This is a genomic window from Asticcacaulis sp. P4_H10 (genome assembly GCF_056400965.1).
Window position 1 is genome coordinate 18,794 of the sequence record NZ_JBFUKH010000007.1, and the last position, 17,755, is coordinate 36,548.

General features: G+C 61.9%; 16 protein-coding genes. 4 read left to right on the plus strand and 12 right to left on the minus strand.

The genetic code is table 11. From position 1 onward, the window contains the following. Positions 1–53 precede the first annotated feature (53 nt). Entirely contained in the window at positions 54–1,232 is a 1,179-nt protein-coding gene (gene metK, locus AC1DON_RS13590) for a methionine adenosyltransferase (RefSeq protein ID WP_476935347.1), read from the plus strand. An 11-nt stretch (positions 1,233–1,243) separates the two neighbouring features. Here the strand turns inward: metK and AC1DON_RS13595 are convergent, their stop codons facing one another. Beyond that, a complete protein-coding gene (locus tag AC1DON_RS13595; protein ID WP_476935348.1) occupies positions 1,244–1,543 on the minus strand; it encodes a hypothetical protein in 300 nt (99 codons plus the stop codon). Between the two features lie 156 nt (positions 1,544–1,699). Here AC1DON_RS13595 and AC1DON_RS13600 point away from each other — a divergent pair, with 156 nt between their 5' ends. Then, entirely contained in the window at positions 1,700–2,509 is an 810-nt protein-coding gene (locus tag AC1DON_RS13600; protein ID WP_476935349.1) for a hypothetical protein, read from the plus strand. A gap of 4 nt (positions 2,510–2,513) precedes the next feature. Here the strand turns inward: AC1DON_RS13600 and AC1DON_RS13605 are convergent, their stop codons facing one another. The 10 genes from AC1DON_RS13605 to AC1DON_RS13650 form a co-directional block, all read right to left on the minus strand. Then, on the minus strand, positions 2,514–3,437 hold the full coding sequence (locus tag AC1DON_RS13605) for an RDD family protein (RefSeq protein WP_476935350.1): 924 nt from the start codon (positions 3,435–3,437) through the stop codon (positions 2,514–2,516). Beyond that, complete coding sequence (locus AC1DON_RS13610; protein ID WP_476935351.1) at positions 3,430–4,467, minus strand: stage II sporulation protein M; 1,038 nt, start codon at positions 4,465–4,467, stop codon at positions 3,430–3,432. The genes AC1DON_RS13605 and AC1DON_RS13610 overlap by 8 nt, the downstream gene beginning before the upstream one ends. Positions 4,468–4,479: 12 nt before the next feature. Beyond that, positions 4,480–5,796 carry a DUF58 domain-containing protein gene (locus tag AC1DON_RS13615; RefSeq protein WP_476935352.1) on the minus strand — a complete coding sequence of 439 codons (1,317 nt, stop codon included), beginning with the start codon at positions 5,794–5,796 and terminating at the stop codon, positions 4,480–4,482. Between the two features lie 10 nt (positions 5,797–5,806). After that, positions 5,807–6,763 carry an AAA family ATPase gene (locus AC1DON_RS13620; protein ID WP_476935353.1) on the minus strand — a complete coding sequence of 319 codons (957 nt, stop codon included), beginning with the start codon at positions 6,761–6,763 and terminating at the stop codon, positions 5,807–5,809. Further along, positions 6,750–8,318, minus strand: a complete 1,569-nt coding sequence (locus tag AC1DON_RS13625) for a hypothetical protein (protein WP_476935354.1) — start codon at positions 8,316–8,318, stop codon at positions 6,750–6,752. Before AC1DON_RS13625 ends, AC1DON_RS13620 begins: the two co-directional genes overlap by 14 nt. Then, on the minus strand, positions 8,318–9,037 hold the full coding sequence (locus tag AC1DON_RS13630) for a hypothetical protein (RefSeq protein ID WP_476935355.1): 720 nt from the start codon (positions 9,035–9,037) through the stop codon (positions 8,318–8,320). Before AC1DON_RS13630 ends, AC1DON_RS13625 begins: the two co-directional genes overlap by 1 nt. Before the next feature lie 750 nt (positions 9,038–9,787). Then, the gene (locus tag AC1DON_RS13635; RefSeq protein ID WP_476935356.1) at positions 9,788–10,756 is read right to left on the minus strand and encodes a replication initiator protein A; all 969 of its coding nucleotides are present in this window, start codon (positions 10,754–10,756) and stop codon (positions 9,788–9,790) included. Between the two features lie 87 nt (positions 10,757–10,843). Continuing rightward, positions 10,844–11,218, minus strand: a complete 375-nt coding sequence (locus tag AC1DON_RS13640) for an energy transducer TonB (RefSeq protein WP_476935357.1) — start codon at positions 11,216–11,218, stop codon at positions 10,844–10,846. A 62-nt stretch (positions 11,219–11,280) separates the two neighbouring features. Then, on the minus strand, positions 11,281–11,634 hold the full coding sequence (locus AC1DON_RS13645) for a ribbon-helix-helix domain-containing protein (protein ID WP_476935358.1): 354 nt from the start codon (positions 11,632–11,634) through the stop codon (positions 11,281–11,283). After that, on the minus strand, positions 11,631–12,323 hold the full coding sequence (locus tag AC1DON_RS13650; RefSeq protein WP_476935359.1) for an AAA family ATPase: 693 nt from the start codon (positions 12,321–12,323) through the stop codon (positions 11,631–11,633). Before AC1DON_RS13650 ends, AC1DON_RS13645 begins: the two co-directional genes overlap by 4 nt. Positions 12,324–13,464: 1,141 nt before the next feature. Between AC1DON_RS13650 and AC1DON_RS13655 the strand changes: the two genes are divergently transcribed. Next, complete coding sequence (locus AC1DON_RS13655) at positions 13,465–14,574, plus strand: Gfo/Idh/MocA family protein (protein ID WP_476935360.1); 1,110 nt, start codon at positions 13,465–13,467, stop codon at positions 14,572–14,574. A gap of 75 nt (positions 14,575–14,649) precedes the next feature. After that, entirely contained in the window at positions 14,650–14,829 is a 180-nt protein-coding gene (locus AC1DON_RS13660; protein ID WP_476935361.1) for a hypothetical protein, read from the plus strand. 10 nt (positions 14,830–14,839) lie between these two features. Here the strand turns inward: AC1DON_RS13660 and AC1DON_RS13665 are convergent, their stop codons facing one another. After that, the gene (locus tag AC1DON_RS13665) at positions 14,840–17,617 is read right to left on the minus strand and encodes a bifunctional diguanylate cyclase/phosphodiesterase (protein ID WP_476935362.1); all 2,778 of its coding nucleotides are present in this window, start codon (positions 17,615–17,617) and stop codon (positions 14,840–14,842) included. Between the last annotated feature and the right edge of the window lie 138 nt (positions 17,618–17,755).

The window sequence follows — 17,755 nt, forward strand, 5'->3', positions numbered from 1 at the left end:
CCATATAAAGACATCTTTATATGGTTATGAGCTGTCCAGCCGAGGGTTTCGCCATGCGTCCATCCTATATCTTCACCTCCGAAAGTGTTTCCGAAGGCCACCCCGACAAGGTCGCCGACCGCATTTCGGATGTCGTGGTCGACGCCTTCCTGAGTCGCGATTCCGAGGCGCGCGTCGCTTGTGAGACACTTGTCACTACCAATCGCATCGTCCTTGCCGGCGAAGTCCGGGCGAGCGACGATCATATCAGCGACATCATCGGTGGCCTTGAAGACAAGGTTCGCCGCGCCGTCAAGGAGATCGGCTACGCGCAGAAGGGCTTCCACTGGGCGATGGCAGATTACGCCTGCCACCTGCATGCCCAGTCGGCGGACATCGCCATGGGCGTCGATGCCGGCAGCAATAAGGATGAGGGCGCTGGCGACCAGGGCATCATGTTTGGCTATGCCACAGATGAGACAGCCGAGCTGACGCCCGCGCCGCTGCAATGGTCGCACAACATTCTGCGCCGCCTAGCCGAAGCACGTCACGGCGGGGAGCATAACCTGGAGCCCGACGCCAAGAGCCAGGTAACGGTGCAGTATGAAAACGGCGTTCCCAGTAAGATTCTGAAAATCCTGGTCTCGCATCAGCACAAAGACGGCCTGACACCTGCCGATGTCGAAGCTATTATCAAGCCTTACGCCCTCGAAGTCCTGCCGCAAGGCCTGGTGGGCGCGGATACCGAATGGCTGGTCAATCCAACCGGCAACTTTGTCATCGGCGGCCCGGACGGCGATGCCGGCCTGACCGGCCGCAAGATCATTGTCGATACTTACGGCGGCGCCGCTCCGCACGGTGGCGGTGCATTTTCCGGCAAAGACCCCACCAAGGTGGATCGTTCAGCCGCGTATGCCCTGCGCTACCTGGCAAAGAACGTCGTGGCGGCCGGCTTGGCCAAGAAGTGTACGCTTCAGGTCTCCTATGCGATTGGCGTAGCGCGCCCCCTATCCTTCTACGTCGATACACACGGCACAAGCCAGGTCGACGTCGAGAAACTGGAGAAAATTCTGCCTGAATTGATAGGCGACCTGACGCCAAAAGCGATCCGCCTACACCTGGGTCTCAACCGCCCGATCTATGAGCGCACAACCGCCTATGGCCACTTCGGTCGTACGCCCGATGCCGAAGGCGGCTTCTCGTGGGAGAACATCGACCTGGTCGCCGCCCTAAAATCCGAATTCGGCGTATAAATTGAGGCGGTTCAGGCGTAACTGGGGCGACTGAAGGCGCAGTTGTCGCTGTCAAGCGCCGTCGCACCGGGGATCAGTGAAAAGTACTGAGCCAGGTTCATATGCGCCCACAGGTCGGCCTTTCTGGCCGTGGGGCCAAGGCACTGCGCCATTCCCGGCAATATGAACCGCCAGCGGTCATCGTCAGGTTCAGGACGGCGCATCAGTTCCGCAGCGGCAAGACCGATGGCCGCCGGTAGGTAAAGAATAACGCCACACGCTGCCAGCGCAGCGCTGTGGATACCCTGTCCGATCCTTTGTGCAATACCCATGACCAACTCCTTAAAGCCATATCATGGCAAAGGATCACTATGGCTTCAGTCTACAATTACATCGATTAACCAAAGAAGCCGTAAAAAGCCGCGTACCTGTCTGCTGGACGCGCCGGCGAACTATGTTACGCTTTCACGTCAGCAAAGGGGACAGACATGCCGGCCTTCGACATTGGAACCGTATTCAGCCGCTTCTTCAGGCTTGTGGGTGAGAACTTCGCCGTCATTGCCGCCTTGGGACTTATTGGCGTCGTCCTGCCGTCTGTCGTCGTGGCCTATGGCGTGACGTCGATGCTCGGTGGCCTTATAGGCGCTCCCAACCCGACAGACGCCTATCTCGGCCTGCTCAGCGGCACAAATTTAGGGATATCCTTCGGCAGTGGCCTGCTGCTGTTCGTCCTGAACCTGATCATCCTGTCGATGATCACCGAGGTGACCATATTGCGCGCCATTGGCAAGCCTATGGATATCGGCGCGATCTTCAGTCACGCCCTGCGCAACATCCTGCCCCTGCTGGTTATCTCCATCCTGGTCGCCATCATGATATTCTTCGGCTTTCTTGCCTTTATCATTCCCGGCATCTTCCTGGCGCTGGCGACCTGCGTGGCCGTTCCCGTCTATGTCGGCGAACCGGCGCGCGGTATTACCGGCAGCATTTCGCGCAGCTTCGAGCTGACCAAGGGCCGTCGCTGGTGGCTGCTGTTGATCTTCATTGTCTTGGGTATCGGCGCCATGGCTATCGGCGGAACGATCAGCTCGATGACCATGCCTTTCATGTTCACCCCGGGCACGACGCCGGATCCCGCAAACATGGGCGCGACCATGATGCCCTACATGCTGGTCAACGCAGCGGTTGATGGCGTGGTTCGTGTCCTTGGCACCGTTCTGGTCGCCGCCATCTATGTCTGCCTGCGCGAAACCCGCGAAAAGCTGACGCCGGAAACGACCGCGGAAGTCTTCAATTAAGAGGTTACGTCAGCGCCGGATCGTGCTTGTCCTTGCGGCGCCGGCCCAGCAGCATACGGGCTTCCAGGTGGGCGCGCAGGGCGCTGTAATAGGCGCGCAGGAAGTCCTCATCGCGCGGAATGTCAGCCGCATTTTTCGGCTCCTGCCAGCCGATGCGCGCTTTGATCTTGTCGGCAACAGCCTTCATCACCGGGGCTTTCCGCTCCCGCAGCACCTGCTCGAGAACGCCCAGCTCCATCTCGCCATAGGCCAGTTGCACCGCCGTGAAGGTCAGCCCCAGCCGGCGGTCGCCGTCGAGGTCGGCCAGGTCGTAGCTCAGCTTTGCCCGCGGCATGTGCACGACACGCGTGCCGGCGAAATAGTCGCCCAGCCGGGCGTGCTGGCGATTGAACAAAGGCAGCAGCAGCACACCAAGCGCCCAGATCAAGGCCAGCCAGCCCAGCGAATTCTGCGCAGCCATCCCGGCGAAAACCAGCGTCAGCGGCAGATAGAGCTCAACCTCGCGCATGGCGTTGCGGGTGAAGACCGCCGCCGGCGTCAGGCGTCCACCATCGTGGGCGATGACTCTCAGCTTCATCAGGCGCTTACCTGGTGTCGCCGCCTTGGGCCCCATTTCAAAGAACATGAAATAGCCCGAGCGGAGAAAAAACATCAGGGCGATAATGGCGATCTGGAAAATCGCCGATGCCGTCGTCTCGCTGCCCATCTGATCGCCCGGCAGGATGATCCAGGCGATGAAGACCAGGATCGGCACCAGGACCACGATGATCAGGTCGATGACAAGGGCGCCCAGACGCTCGCCGAAGCTGGCATTGATGAATGGCAGGACGACCCCTTCGGGCGTGACGATTTCGGTCGCCGTGCGGCCATACTCACCGTAGGGCGCATCGCTCATCAGGTCGCGCCGGGCCGTGTGTTTGTCAGCCATCGGCCTTCGCCTTCCTGCCGACCATAAGGAAATAGGCCAGCCACAGGGCAAGCATGACCGCACCTATCGCGATGCGGACGAAACTGTCGGTTATGGTCTGGCGGCCTATGCCTTCCAGGCAGCCCGCGACGGTCAGCATGAGGGCCACGCCGATCATGACCGTGCCGGTCCGGCGGCCAGCCTCGCTCAAGGCCGCCATGCGTGTCGCCTCGCCCGGGAACATCAACCGCCGGCCGATATGAAAGCCGCACGCCCCGGCGATGATGATGGCGAACAGCTCGGTCGTGCCATGAATGGTCAGCCAGGCGCCGAACTCGAAGCCCAGACCTTTACGCGCAAACAGCCACAGCATGGCCCCCAGGCTGATGCCGTTCTGGATCAGCAGCATCAGGGTCGGCAGCCCGAATATGGCGCCCAGGGCAAACGCCATGATCGCCACTTGGGTATTGTGCGTCATGAGAAAGACGGCAAACGGCGATAAGGCCGTGTCTTTTGGCCCGCTGCCCAGGGTCTCACGCAGCGACTGGGCCGAGGCCGACAGATCGCGGCCACCCGCTTGGTCCACGGGTACGAAGACGTCATACCAGCTCGAGTCGCTGGCGCACAGCAGCCAGCCGATCAGTATGCCCGCCGTCAGCGCCGCGAAGGCCAGCCACAGCTCGGCCGTCAGCTTGCGTATCGTCTGTGGCCACGCCATGCCGAAAAAGTCTGCCAGCACATCCTTGAGGCGCGAATGGGGTCCGTAGATGTAGACATAGGCCCGGGCGCTGAGCGATTGCAGGTAGACCACCATGTTGCGGTCGAGCGAAATCGCCATCGCCATGCTCAGTGACGACATGGCCTGGCGATAGAGGACCGGCAGGTTCAGCAACTCGTCAATCGAAAAGCCGCCCAACCCCTGGCGCTCAGCGCGGTCGAGCGCGGAATTGAGCGCGCGCCAGTCGCCCTCGCGCGCTTCGCGGAACTTCTGGCTCTTGAGCTGGAGCCCGGAATTCGAAGAGGGCGTCTTGGGTGTATTTGGATCAGCCATGGCCTCCCTCCCCTACAACCGGTCGGCGCGTTTCAGCGCCAGGTATTTGGTAACGATGGCCGTCGCCAACCCTTCGGTCGGCGCCTCCAGAACCTCGACACCCTGGCGCCGCAGTTGGGTCAGGACGCGATCGCGCTGCAAGGACAGACGCTTGGCGAACACGGCCCGTGTCACGTCTTCGGGCTGGTCGGGCCGGCGTGCGATCAGGTCGTCGACGACCTCGTCCTTGAAGGCGACGAACATGACGAGGTGCTTCTTCGACAGGCGGTTCAGTGCCTCCAGCATCAGGTCGGCCGAGATTTCGTCGATGAAGTCGGTGAACAGGATGATCAGCGATCGCCTGGCCACCTTGGCATTGAGATCGGCCAGCGCCAGCGTATGGTTCGATTCATCCTCACTGTCCTCGAGCGCCGACAACTGGCCCTTGAGTATCTCGAAGGCCTTGGTGCCCGAAATCATCGGCGCGGCATGATAGGGCCGTGACGAGAAGGCGAAGGTGCGGATATTGTCGCCTATCCGCAGCGCGCAGTATCCCAGCAGCAGGCCGGCATATATGGCGCGGTCGAGCCGCTTCAGACCATGCAGCGGTTCGCCCATTAACCGGCCGGTATCATAGACCAGGACGATATGGTGGTTGCGTTCCGCCTGGTATTCCCGGCTGTAGAGCTTCATGTGCCGGGCTGACGATCGCCAGTCGATGCGGCGATGGTCCTGCGAGGCGTCGTATTCGCGCAGCGCATGGTATTCGGAACCGTTGTGCAGCTGGTTCTGAATGCGGACGCCGTAGATATTGTCCATCGAGAACAGGTCCGACGCGTCCTGCTCGACGCCCTTCAGATCCGGGGTGACGATGACGTGACCATCAATCCGCAGGGTCTTCTGAACATCGACCAGACCGAGATAACCCTGCCAGCGCACCCAGGCGGTATCGACGTCCCCGCGTCCACGCGTCCGCGCGTCGAGATGTAGCTGTCCGCTGAAGCCACCCTCGGTCTTGTCGAGCGTCCGGTCATATCTGGAACCGGCCAGTATGGTGTTCATACCCAGCCGCAGCTCCAGACGGGTGGGTTGCCGGGCCTGCATGAAGCGAAGGGAAAACGGCACACTTATGGTGCGGCCCACCCCCACCGTCCGGGGCAGGCGCATGACGATCTGCAACCCCTGCCCTACCGGCGCGAAGACGCCATCCAGCACGGCCAGGATGAACACCGCCAGAAGGACGACCGGCACCCACGGCCAGGCGTGTGGCGCGAACAGGCCGACCGCGATCGCGGCGGGCAGGCCGAGGCCGAGCAGAACCAGCAGGCGTGTCGTGGGTGAGATGGACAAGGCTAGATGCTCACCGCGGGATATCGATGGTTTCGAGCAGGGTCTGCAGGACGCCGTCGACATTCAGGCCTTCGATTTCGGCCGAGGGCGACAACAGGACGCGGTGACGCATGCAGGGCCTGTAGAGCGTCTTGATGTCATCGGGCAGCACATAGTCGCGACCGTCGAGCACGGCATAGGCGCGTGCCGCACGGGCCAGCAGGGCGCCGGCGCGCGGCGATGCGCCCACCGACAGCTGCGCCGTCTCACGCGTCGCCCGGATAAGCGCGACGATATAATCGAGATTGGCGTCATTGAGCCGGATAGCCGCCACTGTGTCGATTGCCTCGGTCAAGGCCTGCGCCGTCAGCACGGCGGTCACGCCGGCATTGGCCGGGTCGGGCGATGCCGAAGCATTTCCGGACGTCTCGATGATCCGGCGCTCCTCCTCCTGGCTGGGATAGCCGAGGATATGCTTGAACAGGAAGCGATCGAGCTGGGCTTCGGGCAGAGGATAGGTGCCCTGCTGCTCGATCGGGTTCTGGGTGGCGATGACCGTGAAGTGCACGCCCAGGTCATGACGCACACCGTCAAGCGTCACGTGGCGCTCCTGCATGGCTTCCAGCAGGGCAGCCTGGGTCTTGGGCGGGGTCCGGTTGATTTCGTCGGCCAGGAGCAGATCGCAGAAGATCGGCCCCTTGCTCAATGAGAAGGCAGACGTCTGGAAGTTGAACAGGTTCGACCCCAGCACGTCGCCCGGCAGCATGTCCGGTGTGAACTGGATGCGTCCGTAGCGCAGGGACAGCGACTGGGCGAAGGTCCGCGCCAGCAGGGTCTTGGCCGTGCCCGGCGGGCCTTCCAGCAGCATGTGCCCGCCTGAGAAAAGGGCGGTCAGCATGAGGTCGAGCGTGTCCTTCTGGCCGACAATGACCTTGCCGATTTCGTCGCGCAGCCTCTGGGCCAGGATATGGATGTCACTTATGTGCACGTTCGATCTCCGATCTTCCAATCTGTTCCTTCCAGCCATGCAGCCGTCGCGCGTAGTCGATCAGCTGATGCACGGTGAGAAGTTTGTCGGCCCCTGTCCTGAGGTCTGTGTATGTATCCGAAGCGCCGTAAAGCCGGCCGATACGGTCGGCCAGTTCGTCGGGCGATTGCTGAAGGTTGCTTAAGCGATGTCCCCTCGCCTTCAGCACTTCGTCACGAACCAGTTGGGCGTAGGCGGGGCCGAGCTTGGATTCCTTGACGGCAATAGCCATGATGCGCGCGGCATTATCGGCCAGAACCCGCACACCACGCCCCAGCGCCGGGCCTGCCGCCACGGGCAAGGGCGGGCCAAAGCGGCTGAACGCCGCCCAGGTCAGGCCCAGGCCCAGCAGAATAAGGCTCAAGGACACACCCAGATAGGGCGGACGGCTGAGCGCGTGCAGCAGGTCGCGTTCGACCGACAGGTTGTTGAAGGTCAGGTTGAACACCACGGACGGGCGCGCCTTGGCGGGCGCAAGCGCACTGACTATGCCCAGTGCGGCGACGACCTTCCTGGGGTCGGCCATTATCTGATTGTTCAACAGGTCCGGATCGCTGATGAGATAGACGGAGGCTATGGGTTGCGCGCGGCCCTGCGTGACCGACACCTTTGATATCAGCGCCTCGCCATTGGGCCCGACCAGGACCGGCGTCAGGTTGGGGCCGGTGATAGACTGAAGATCGGTAATGGTACCCACCGCCAGCGGTGTGTGAAACACCGTCTGCCCCGCCGCGCCTTGCACCGTAATCGGCCCCGTCAGGCGCGCATGCCGGACCTCATAGGCCGGGGCATCATAGGTCAGCAGGCTCTCGCCATCGTCATAGACCTCCTTGCCGTCCGGAGCCGTCGTCCGGACCCACTGGGCCTTCTCATCATCTGCGTTGTAGTCGACATTCGGCGACGGGCTTGACGCGACAGGCGACAGGACCATCAGCATGCGGCGCAGGACCTGGTCCGGATAGGGTTGCGGATCGCCACCCCAGCGCGGCTTGCCACGTGCGGGTCCTGACACCCACTTGGGTGCGACGACGATGACGACCTTGCCCAGCGGCTTATAGAGAATATGGTCGGCGCGGCGTTTTTCCGGAACGTCGGCCTTCGTTTCCTGTTCGTCTGCCTCGGAAGACGCTGATGCCGAGGATGACTCCGAGGCGGACGATGACGATGAAGACGCCGGCTTCGACGATCGCACACGCCGTATCGCCTTCATACCGTCGTGATTGAGGGTAATGACCTCGATATCGCTGTGCAGGGGTTGCGCCTCCTCCCCGCCATCTTCGAAGCGATTGCTGGCCACAGCATGTCCCCGGCGTAGCAGCAGCCGCTTCAGGCCCTGGTAGCCTTGTGCCGCCGTTGAGGTCGGCAGGGATGACGGTCCACTTTCCGGATCCGCCCCCACCGAGAACATGGCCACGGCGACCATGGCGAACATCGACAGGCACAGGATCAGGGCCACGGCCGGCAGCCAGCGCCGGGCGTCGGGGACGGCCAGCTTTGGCAGGGCAAAACCGGGCATCAGGCGATCCCCTCTGCCGAAACGAAGTCGACATAGGCCTGGCGACAGGCGTCAAAGCCGGCCTTGCCCACGGAAAGCCCGGCGAAATAGCTCTTTTCCACCCACTCGACGATGCTGCGGAAGGCGGGGCGGGCCGCTTCGGGCAACAAAGGGTGGGTGAGGATGTCGCGTGAGGAATAGTGCGGACGCACCATGTCCGGCCGGAAGGCATTAATATCGGCCACCGAACGTACCAGCAGAAGGTGGATGGCCTCGTCGTAACGCCCCTCCCCTGCCAGGGCATCGATATCACTCAATATGGCCACGACAGCCGCGCGTGACGGCCGCCAGGCCGTGTCGGCGCGCAGGTGATCACGCGCAATCAGCCGTTCGAAGCGCGTGGTCAGGAAGAGCCGCACGACCGGCGACAGCAGCAGCAGGATGACGGCCAGGCCGAGCGCATACAGAAGATAGGGCAGCACCGGCGCGATCGGCGCGAACAGCTCGCTGGCGCCCTTGAAGAATCTCGCAAACCCCTCCGCCAGATTGCGCCAGAACTCGGCGACAGCGGGATCGGGTTTGGGAGTGTGCGCGAACGAAGCCTGAAGATCCTTGTCGGCATTGACTGTCTGGATCAGCTTTCTGGCCTCATCGAGGCTTAGTCCCGGCTGTGGCGCAGCGGACAGCGCATTGCCGGCCTGAGCCTGCACACCCGCTGCCTGAGGGCCGGAAACTGACACGATGATGGAATCCCCGCAGGATAGTGCCCACCGGTCCCCTTCCGGCATATGCCGGCAACTTAAGGGCCAGTTCTTAACAGCGTCAATACCCGCCGCATTTATTGTGATTCCCTCGGGATACACACCTCTCCGCCCGGTTTAAGCGCGGGCCCGGCCTTTCTATCAGGCCAGGGCTCGCAAGCGCCCAGCCCGTAACAACACACCGCATCCTGATTAAGAGTCTTTTATAAGAATCTTAAGTAAGTTAAGGCGGGTTAATTTGCCTTTTTTACTATTATTTTCAGTGTGTTGTTGTGAGGCGCAGTGTGCGATACCCCGTGTTTCGGTGGGTGTTCCCCCGCGAGCCCGGCGGGTGTTCCCCCGATAGCAGGGTGGGCAATACCCCGAGGGCCTTGGGCAGGTAACGAGAGTTATCCACAAATTTGCCCACAGCCGTACGCTGGGTGACCGTCATGCTGACGGTGTGTGATCCCCCGATGATTTGCCAAATGCCTTTCGAACGGGTCTTTCCACGGCTTTTCACCGCAATCGGTGCCATGGGGTGAGTGTGCGATCCCCCGAAGGTTCGGCACCAGGGACATTTCATCGTCACTTTGGCGAATCGGTGTGTGATCCCCCGATGATTCGGGGCACTACCTGTCCGCCTCAGCCTTGTTAACAAAGGGATCAGACCGCGAACAGGGTGTGTGATCCCCCGATAGCCAGACCTTTTCCAGCGAAATCGACGCAGACGTGCCGGTAAGCAGAAGATCAGGCAGGGGCGGTTGTTTTCATGCCCACCTTGGGCTTTGCAGCGGTTTTCCGCGCCATTTTTGGAGACTTGGCCGGCGGCGGAAGACCATCGCGAGCATTGAGGTGCGCCAGTTCGGCCGACACCGCCCCTTCCAGCGCGGCCATACGGCTGATGACGAACAGGGCCGGTGAACCATCCTGGGTCGTGGTCAGTTTCAGGTCGTATTCCGGCAGTTGATTGCGCTCAACCACCTTGCGGAGCATGCGATTGAACTCTTTCGGCGGGCTGTCGGAGCCGGTCTTGGTGTGCAATACCTCGATACGGCACAGCCAGCCTTCGGGTTGCACACCGGCGTGCTTGCGGGCGATGCGGTACAGCGAGCGTTCCAGCCCACCGGTCAGCAGGAAGTAATCGCCATGCATGGTCAGCAGCGACCGGTCGCCGACAATGCCCTCATACACCCAGTTCGACAACGTCAGGGTCATGCCGCGCGGCTGGCCGGTCGCCGGGTCGATTTCCAGCGTCCAGCCGTCGAGCCAGCCGAACTGCGCTTCGGTCCGCCGGGTCGGGGCGCGCAAGGATGTGCGGATAGAGGTCGTTTCCAACCTCTGGAGCGCTGCCTGGAGCTCTTGGTAGGCCTTGCCGCCGGTATCGCGCTTGATGGCGCGCAGGAGGTCGTAGGTGGTCGTGCGCAGCGTCCGGGGCAGATCGTTCACACCCTGGGCCTTCATACGCGCCAGGGCAGACGCTGCCCAGATGAGAATGTCGGCGTCCCAGATGGTCGCCATGCCATAGGCCGGCATGGCTTCGACCTTGACCCAGACCTCTGCGTCGGGGGATTTGTATTCGATAGGCTTGAGTCGCTTGCGCTTCTGGAGCGAGAAGAACGGCCGTTCCATAGTCTCGCGCTGATCCTTCAGCGACACATCGTGCAGCAGAGGAATAAACAGGTCGAGTTCGGCGTTCGGATCGCGACGGCGGGTCATAGCGATTCAGCCTGTCATGATTCCTTCGTGCGATGGAGTCAATTGTTGGGCGTGTGGACACGTCCGGTGTGTGGACGGGTAGGCCGGTTACTCGTCTGGCAGATCCCAGCGGAATGTTGCCTTGTATTTCGTTCCAATGGCTTCCGGCTTCGTCGGGTCAAAACGGCCGCGTTTTACCGCTAAGAGTGCCGCCTTGCCAAACCCCATGCCCGGAGGGGTTTCACTAAGAACGATGCAATCACCAGGCTGGAAGGACTTGGTGATAGTACACTCAACCGTAGCCTGGCCTTCAATTCCCTGTTTGTAGGCTTCGCGTGGATATAGTTCAGGCCTGTCAGCTTCACGCCGTTTAGTGTCGGCGTTGCTGGCCGTCGCGCTGAAGATGCCTAGCGCGATAAATACGGCATATATGCATACGCGCCCGCTGCCATGGCTGTCACCGCAGTATGTAAATCTTTGCACGTCCCGGCCCTCTTACTGGCTCTGACAGTAACGCGCGATTTACATTTTACAAGCGCCCTGCCCTAACGCTCACCCATCGGATGCTTCCCATATTTGTGAAGAATCGCATCCAGCCCCTCCCCTATCAGCGCCTGGACCGTCGTGTCGCGTTCGACAGCCAGAAGCTTGACGGCCTTGGCCATCTGCGGACTAAAATAGCCAGCGATCATTGTCTTGCCGTCGCGTGCCTTTGGCGTCTGTTCAGCTACTGGCTGAGATACGACGGCCATTGGCCTGGGCTTTATGCGCGGCGCCTGGACGGCAGTGGCCGGTTCCGGGGCAGCCTCGCGGGCTATGATGGCGGAAGGCTGGACCTGCGGGCCGGCGACGGCGGCCAGGCGTTCAGCTAAACTCGGACGGGCGTTGGACTTGCTCATGCGGCACCTTTAAGCGGTTCGATTGTCTTCTTTTGTGGAGAGGTCGGCATGTCGAGACGTCCACACACCCACGCGTAGAGCTTCTGGACCTCATCGGCAGCCTTGCCTAAAGGCTCGAATTCGGCCGCCGTCTGGCCGTTGATGACAGCGTGACGCAGCGCTGCACGATCGACCAGACACACCGGCGCGATGTTGAGATTGAGCGAATGGATGACGGTCGCCACCTCTTCGATGAGCGCATTGGCGCGCGCCGGCACAGCATTCAGCAGCACGCTGGCAGGTTTTTGCGCGACGCGAACCAACTCCGCCGTAGTCTTGATGGCGTGCAGATCGAAGGCCGATGCGCGGGTCGGAATGAGCACCAGGTCGGCCATCTTGGCGGCGGCGACGGCGGCGGAGTCGGCCGCCGGCGGCGAATCGAGGATCACCAGATCGACGCCCATCTTGTCCGCTTCCTTGATCGTGGCGGCCAGACGGGCGTGGGGTGCGGCGACGACAACCGGATTTTCGGTAGCCCCCTCCCCTTTTCCGGCATTGCGCCAGTCGGACCATTGCGCGGCGGTGGCCTGCGGATCGAGGTCGATAATGGCGACGCTGTAACCGGCGGACGCTGCGGCGACGGCGATATGAACGGCGATGGTCGTCTTGCCGACGCCGCCTTTCTGCGAAACAATAGCCAGGGTTTTCATAGACTTACTCCCTTCCAGCGACCGGACCTGAGGACCGTTCAAGGTGTGGACACGCCAAATGGTAAAGGACTATGACTAACGAAATACTAAAATGCGGGCAGGTTGGCCCGCCCGATTGTGGATAATCTGACCGGCCCGCCCGCTGGTGTGTGGAAAACATGGCGGGATGGCCTGCGGAGACGTTGATACATCGACACGTAGACCCGGTGACATGTCGTCAAGCCAACGCGCGGAGGCGCCCGCACCTCGTCATTCCGCCATGTGGACACGCAGGCTTTTCAACACGCGCGCAAGACGACGTGTCGATATGTCTATATATATACATGTTGTGATGCAGGCCTGTCCCTGTGTCCGGCGCTCGACACGCCTACCTGCGGGCCTGCCGAAATGACGGCGAGCGGACAGGTGTGCAAGTGGCTACGGCAACAGGTAGGGAGCGGGACTTCACAACACGCGGGCACATGATACGCGAAGACAGGCCCTCATCCCTTCATGCGGATGAATGGGCAAGGCCACAGGTGGGCTAATTTGGTTAACAGAAGATTACCGATGGCCCACAGCGCGTACGGCATTAAAAGCGATATCGGGATCACCAGGGGAAGGGGAGGGGCCTCGCCTGACCCGCCGCTCAAATACTCTGCCAGCCGCACGGTGACGTGCGAAGCGGTCATGATGCCGGCGGCCAAGGAACTTCGGACTGCGCGCTGGAACCTCCTCGACGCGGACGGGATGCGCTGGCTGCAGAACCGGCCGTTCATAGCAAAGGTCCATCGCAACTATACGGAGGTCCGCGTGGGCATAGAACCGATCGCAGCCTTCCGGACGGCAAGGCAGGCGTCCAGGCCGGTACTCGTGCTTCCACAATGTGTCCCAGACGATGGAGGCGGAGGCACCGCGTCACGACCTGGCGCTGCTGGCCGATATCGGCAACTATGCCGCTGCCGGAAAGGCCACGCGGCATCTTATTTCCGAATCTCTGGAATTTATCGATTCCAATGCTGGACTAAGAACGTCTGGCAGGGGAGGGGGGAGTGGAAACAGCGTGTCCGCCTGTCCTGCACAAAGACGTGTCCACATGCCGTCTTGCCTGCGCGCTTGATAGCGCTATCATGCGGCAAAACTACAAATCAGGAGGGAATTAATGAGCGCATTCAACATCAGCCGCCGCGGACTGCTGATCGGGGCAGGGGCCTTGCCGTTTGTCGGCCCGGCCTGTGCCGCTACGCCGTCGGGCAAACAGGCGCGCTGGGCCATGGTCGGGCTCGGCTCTTTTGCGGTGGGCCAGATCATGCCGACCTTCGCAAACACCAGGCATTCGAAGATGACGGCCTTCGTTTCCGGCACGCCATCGAAACTTCAGGAGCAGGGCGCCAAATACGGTGTGACCCACCACTACAGCTACGACAATTTCGATGATATCGCCAAGAACGACGAGATCGACTGCGTCTACATCCTGCTGCCGCCCGGTCTGCACGCCGAATACACCATCCGCGCGCTGAAGGCCGGCAAACACGTCCTGTGCGAAAAGCCGATGGCGTCGACCGCCGCCGAATGCGCGGCCATGGTCGCCGCGGCCAAGGCCGCCAACCGTCAGCTGGGCGTCGGCTACCGCGTCCATTTCGAACCCAGCAATGTCGAGGCGCTGAAGCGCTTCAAGGCCGGTGAGGTCGGTGCGCTCAAGCACGTGTCCGGCAAGGCCGGCTTCGAGATCAATCCGAACTATGGTCCGCACAAATGGCGTCTGGACAAGGAGATCGGGGGAGGGGGTTCGATGTACGACATCGGCATCTATGCCTTGAATGGCGGCCTGATGTTTGTCGATGAGGCGCCGCAAAGCGTGTCAGCTGTCTATACCTATGACCGGAAAGACCCGCGCTTTGCCGAAGTCGAGGGCGGGGTCGACTGGAAAATTGGTTTTGCTTCGGGTCTCGAGGTCAAGGGACAGTCCTTCTACACGGGCTCATACGTCACCAGGCAGGTCATAGACGGCTCTGGAGGGCAGATCGTGCTCGACCCGGCGTCTGCCTATGACGGGGTCAAGGCCAGCCTCCAGAAGGCTGGTGGGGCTATACAGGCCATATCAGCAGAAGACTCGCGCCAGCAGTTCGTGGCCCAGATCGACGGGTTCTCGCTGGCGGCCCTGAACAACACGCCGCACCGGACGCCGGGTGAGATGGGTTGGCGCGACTTGCGGCTGATCGAGGCCATGTACCGCAGCGCCGACGCGGGTGGACAGGTCGTGAAAGTGTAGCGCTTTTAAGCGGAATGGTCGTGGCGAAGCCGGAGCCGCTCTGCACGTCAGGCTGGTCGCTGAATGGAAGATACTATGTCGTCTATGAAAGACGTACAGGCGGCGAGGCTTGTCCTGCAAACTCGCAATGCATCCCTGCGTATGACGGCGCGGGCGACGCCCGACGGGCTCCTGGCCATTGGCGGGCTCGTCTGTGGGATTCTGCTGGCGACCGCCATCGTCTGCCGGGCGTCGCAGGCGCGCCGAATACCCTGATCAGGGCGCCTCAGCAGGCCAGCCGTGCCGGTGAAATGTCTTCCTGTGGCCTTCCCAACAGGTAGCCCTGGGCCTGATCGCAGCCTTCTTCGCGCAAAAGCGCCATCTGGCCTTCGGTTTCGACGCCTTCGGCCAGGACGGGGATCTCCAGCGACCGGCCGAGCGCAAGTATGGCGCGGACGATGGCGCGGGCCTGGGCGCTTTTGTCCGCTTCCATCAGGAAGGAGCGGTCGATCTTGATCTTGTCGAACGGGAAGGCGTTCAGCGTGTCGAGCGATGCATAGCCGGTGCCGAAGTCGTCGATGGCGATGGTCACGCCCAGGGCTTTGATCTGGCGCAGGATGTGCAGCGCGCGCACCTTGTCCTCGATGATCATCGATTCGGTGATTTCCAGCTCCAGCCGTTGCGGGGACAGGCCGCTCTCGGCCAAGGCGGAGTGGACGATCTCGATCAGATTGACGTCGTTGAGCTGGACGGGTGACAGATTGACGGCGATTTTTAGGTTCCCTGCCCAGGATGCGGCCTCGAAACAGGCCGTGCGCAGCACCCAGGCGCCCATTTCGACGATGGCACCGCTTTCTTCCGCCACCGAGATGAAGTCGGCCGGTGAAACATAGCCGCGCACAGGATGCTTCCAGCGCACAAGCGCCTCATAGCCTGTGATTTCACGCGTCCGGACGTCCTGCTGGACCTGGTAGAAGACGCGGAACTCCTTGTTGGCCAGGGCGCGCCGCAGGTCCTTTGCCAAGGCGCGGCGATCGCGGGCGGCTTCGTCCATGCCGGGCTCGTAGAAGCAGACCTTGTCGCCACCGGGCATCTTGGCGCGGTACAGCGCCAGATCGGCATTGTTGAGCAGGGTTTCGCGCAAAGACCCGTCTTGGGGATAGACGGCGACACCTAATGAAGCCTGCAGGGCCACGTCGACACCATTGACGAGGATGGGATCGCAGATGCAGTCGTAGAGCAGGGCGACGCATTCGGCGATGTCGGTGTCGTCGTCGAAACGCTTGATGGCGGCAAATTCATCGCCGCCCAACCGGGCCACGAAACGGCCATCGCCGCTGGTCAGGGCGGCCAGGCGTTCGGCGAGAATCTTCAGCGCTTCGTCGCCGGTTTCGTGGCCGCGCTGGTCGTTGATATCCTTGAACCGGTCTAGGTCGAGCGTGATGACCGCGACCTGTTCGCCGTGGCGGACGGCCCAGCCGAGTTCGGTGTCCAGGTATTCGTTGAAATGGACGCGGTTTGGCAGGCCCGTCAAGCCGTCGTGGCGCGCCATATGGGCGATACGCTGTTCGGAAGCACGGCGTTCGGTAATGTCGTCAAACGTCGTCACCCAGCCGCCGGACGGCATGGGACGATGCGCGATCGACATGGTTCGGCCGGACAGAAGCTCCGATATGATGATACCGCCACCGGGCTGTGAAATGACAGCGCGATGCTTGGCGTGAAAGGCTTCCAGCTTGGCTTCGTCCGGGACCTGGCCTTCACGCAGGGTAATGATGCTGGCCAGCAGGTCGCGCAAGGAAACGCCTGGCTTCACGACGTCGCTGTTGAGGTCATAGATGCTGTTGAAGCGTGAATTGCTGAGGACCAGTTTTTCATTGGCGTCGAACAGGCAAAGGCCATGCGACATGTGGCTCAGCGCCGCGTCGAGATTGCGCGACACCTCAAGGATCTGGTCCTGGGCCTCTTTCTGGGCGGTGATGTCGCGCGTGACGTTGGCAAAGCCCAGCAGTCTTTGTGGGTCGTCGTAGAGCGGCGTAATGACGGTATGGGCCCATAAGGTCGAGCCGTCCTTGCGCCTGAGCAGGCCTTCGGTTTCGTAGCGGCCGGTTTCCAAAGCGATTTTCAGTCCTGCGGCGGACGTGACCCGGGCCGCGGCGTTGACCGCCGATACCTCGGCAAAATGCCGGCCGATGACTTCATCGCCGGTATAGCCGTTGATGCGTTGCGCACCCATGTTCCAGTTGGCTATGCGCCCATCCGGATCGAGCATGAAGATGGCGTAGTCGCGCACCCCTTCCAGCAGGGTCGAGAAGCGACGCTCATTGTCGGCCTTGATGTCGTCCATCTGCCGGCCCCAGCGCACAGCGGCGGCGCACAGGCCCAGAATGGCGGCTGCCATGATGGCCAGGATCAAGGACATGCTGTCGGGGGATAGGGTGAGGCCCGTAGCGGCGTGGCGCGGGTCGGGTACGACCGTGACGGCGCCCATGGCGGTGAAATGGTGCGAAACAATGGCCAGAACCATCAGGCCGGCGGCAGCCGTTCGCGTCCACGGCGTCTTCTTGTCGAATACCCACATGGCGATGGCGCCGACGGCGAGGCCCGCGACGATCGAGGCGATGACCAGGTCGGGCGCCCAGCGCATATAGCCGTGCGTGCTGACCGCCATCATGCCCAGATAGTGCATGGTACAGACGCCCGAGCCCATGACGGCGCCGCCGGTCACGGCTGAGCCCTTGAACGCGCGCGAAATGGCGATTTCGGCGCCGCCGGCGGTGATGGCCATGGCGGCGAACAGTGAGATCAGGGTGAGGGGCAGGTCGAAGGCCAGTGGCAGGCCCGGATCAAAGGCCAGCATGGCGATAAAATGGGTTGCCCAGATGCCGAAACCGCCGGCAGCCCCGGCCGTTAAAATCCAGCGCAGGCGGCCACGGCCCGATATGGTGCGGGCGCGACCGAGGACGAGGATGGTGACGGCGCACGAAACGACACAGACCAGCGCGGCAAGAAGAACCAGCTTCCAGTCATGGGCTGTTTGGAGACAGGCGAGAATGCGGTACATAAACTGGGGCCAGGCCTTTTGCGTGCGTTTGTCGCGATATTTGTCCGAAAACCGCTGGGCACTTTTCGGAATATCGCGAGAGGCCACGCCTTCTGGCGCGGCTATTCAGCGCTCATCCTAGCCGAATGACGTTTTTTT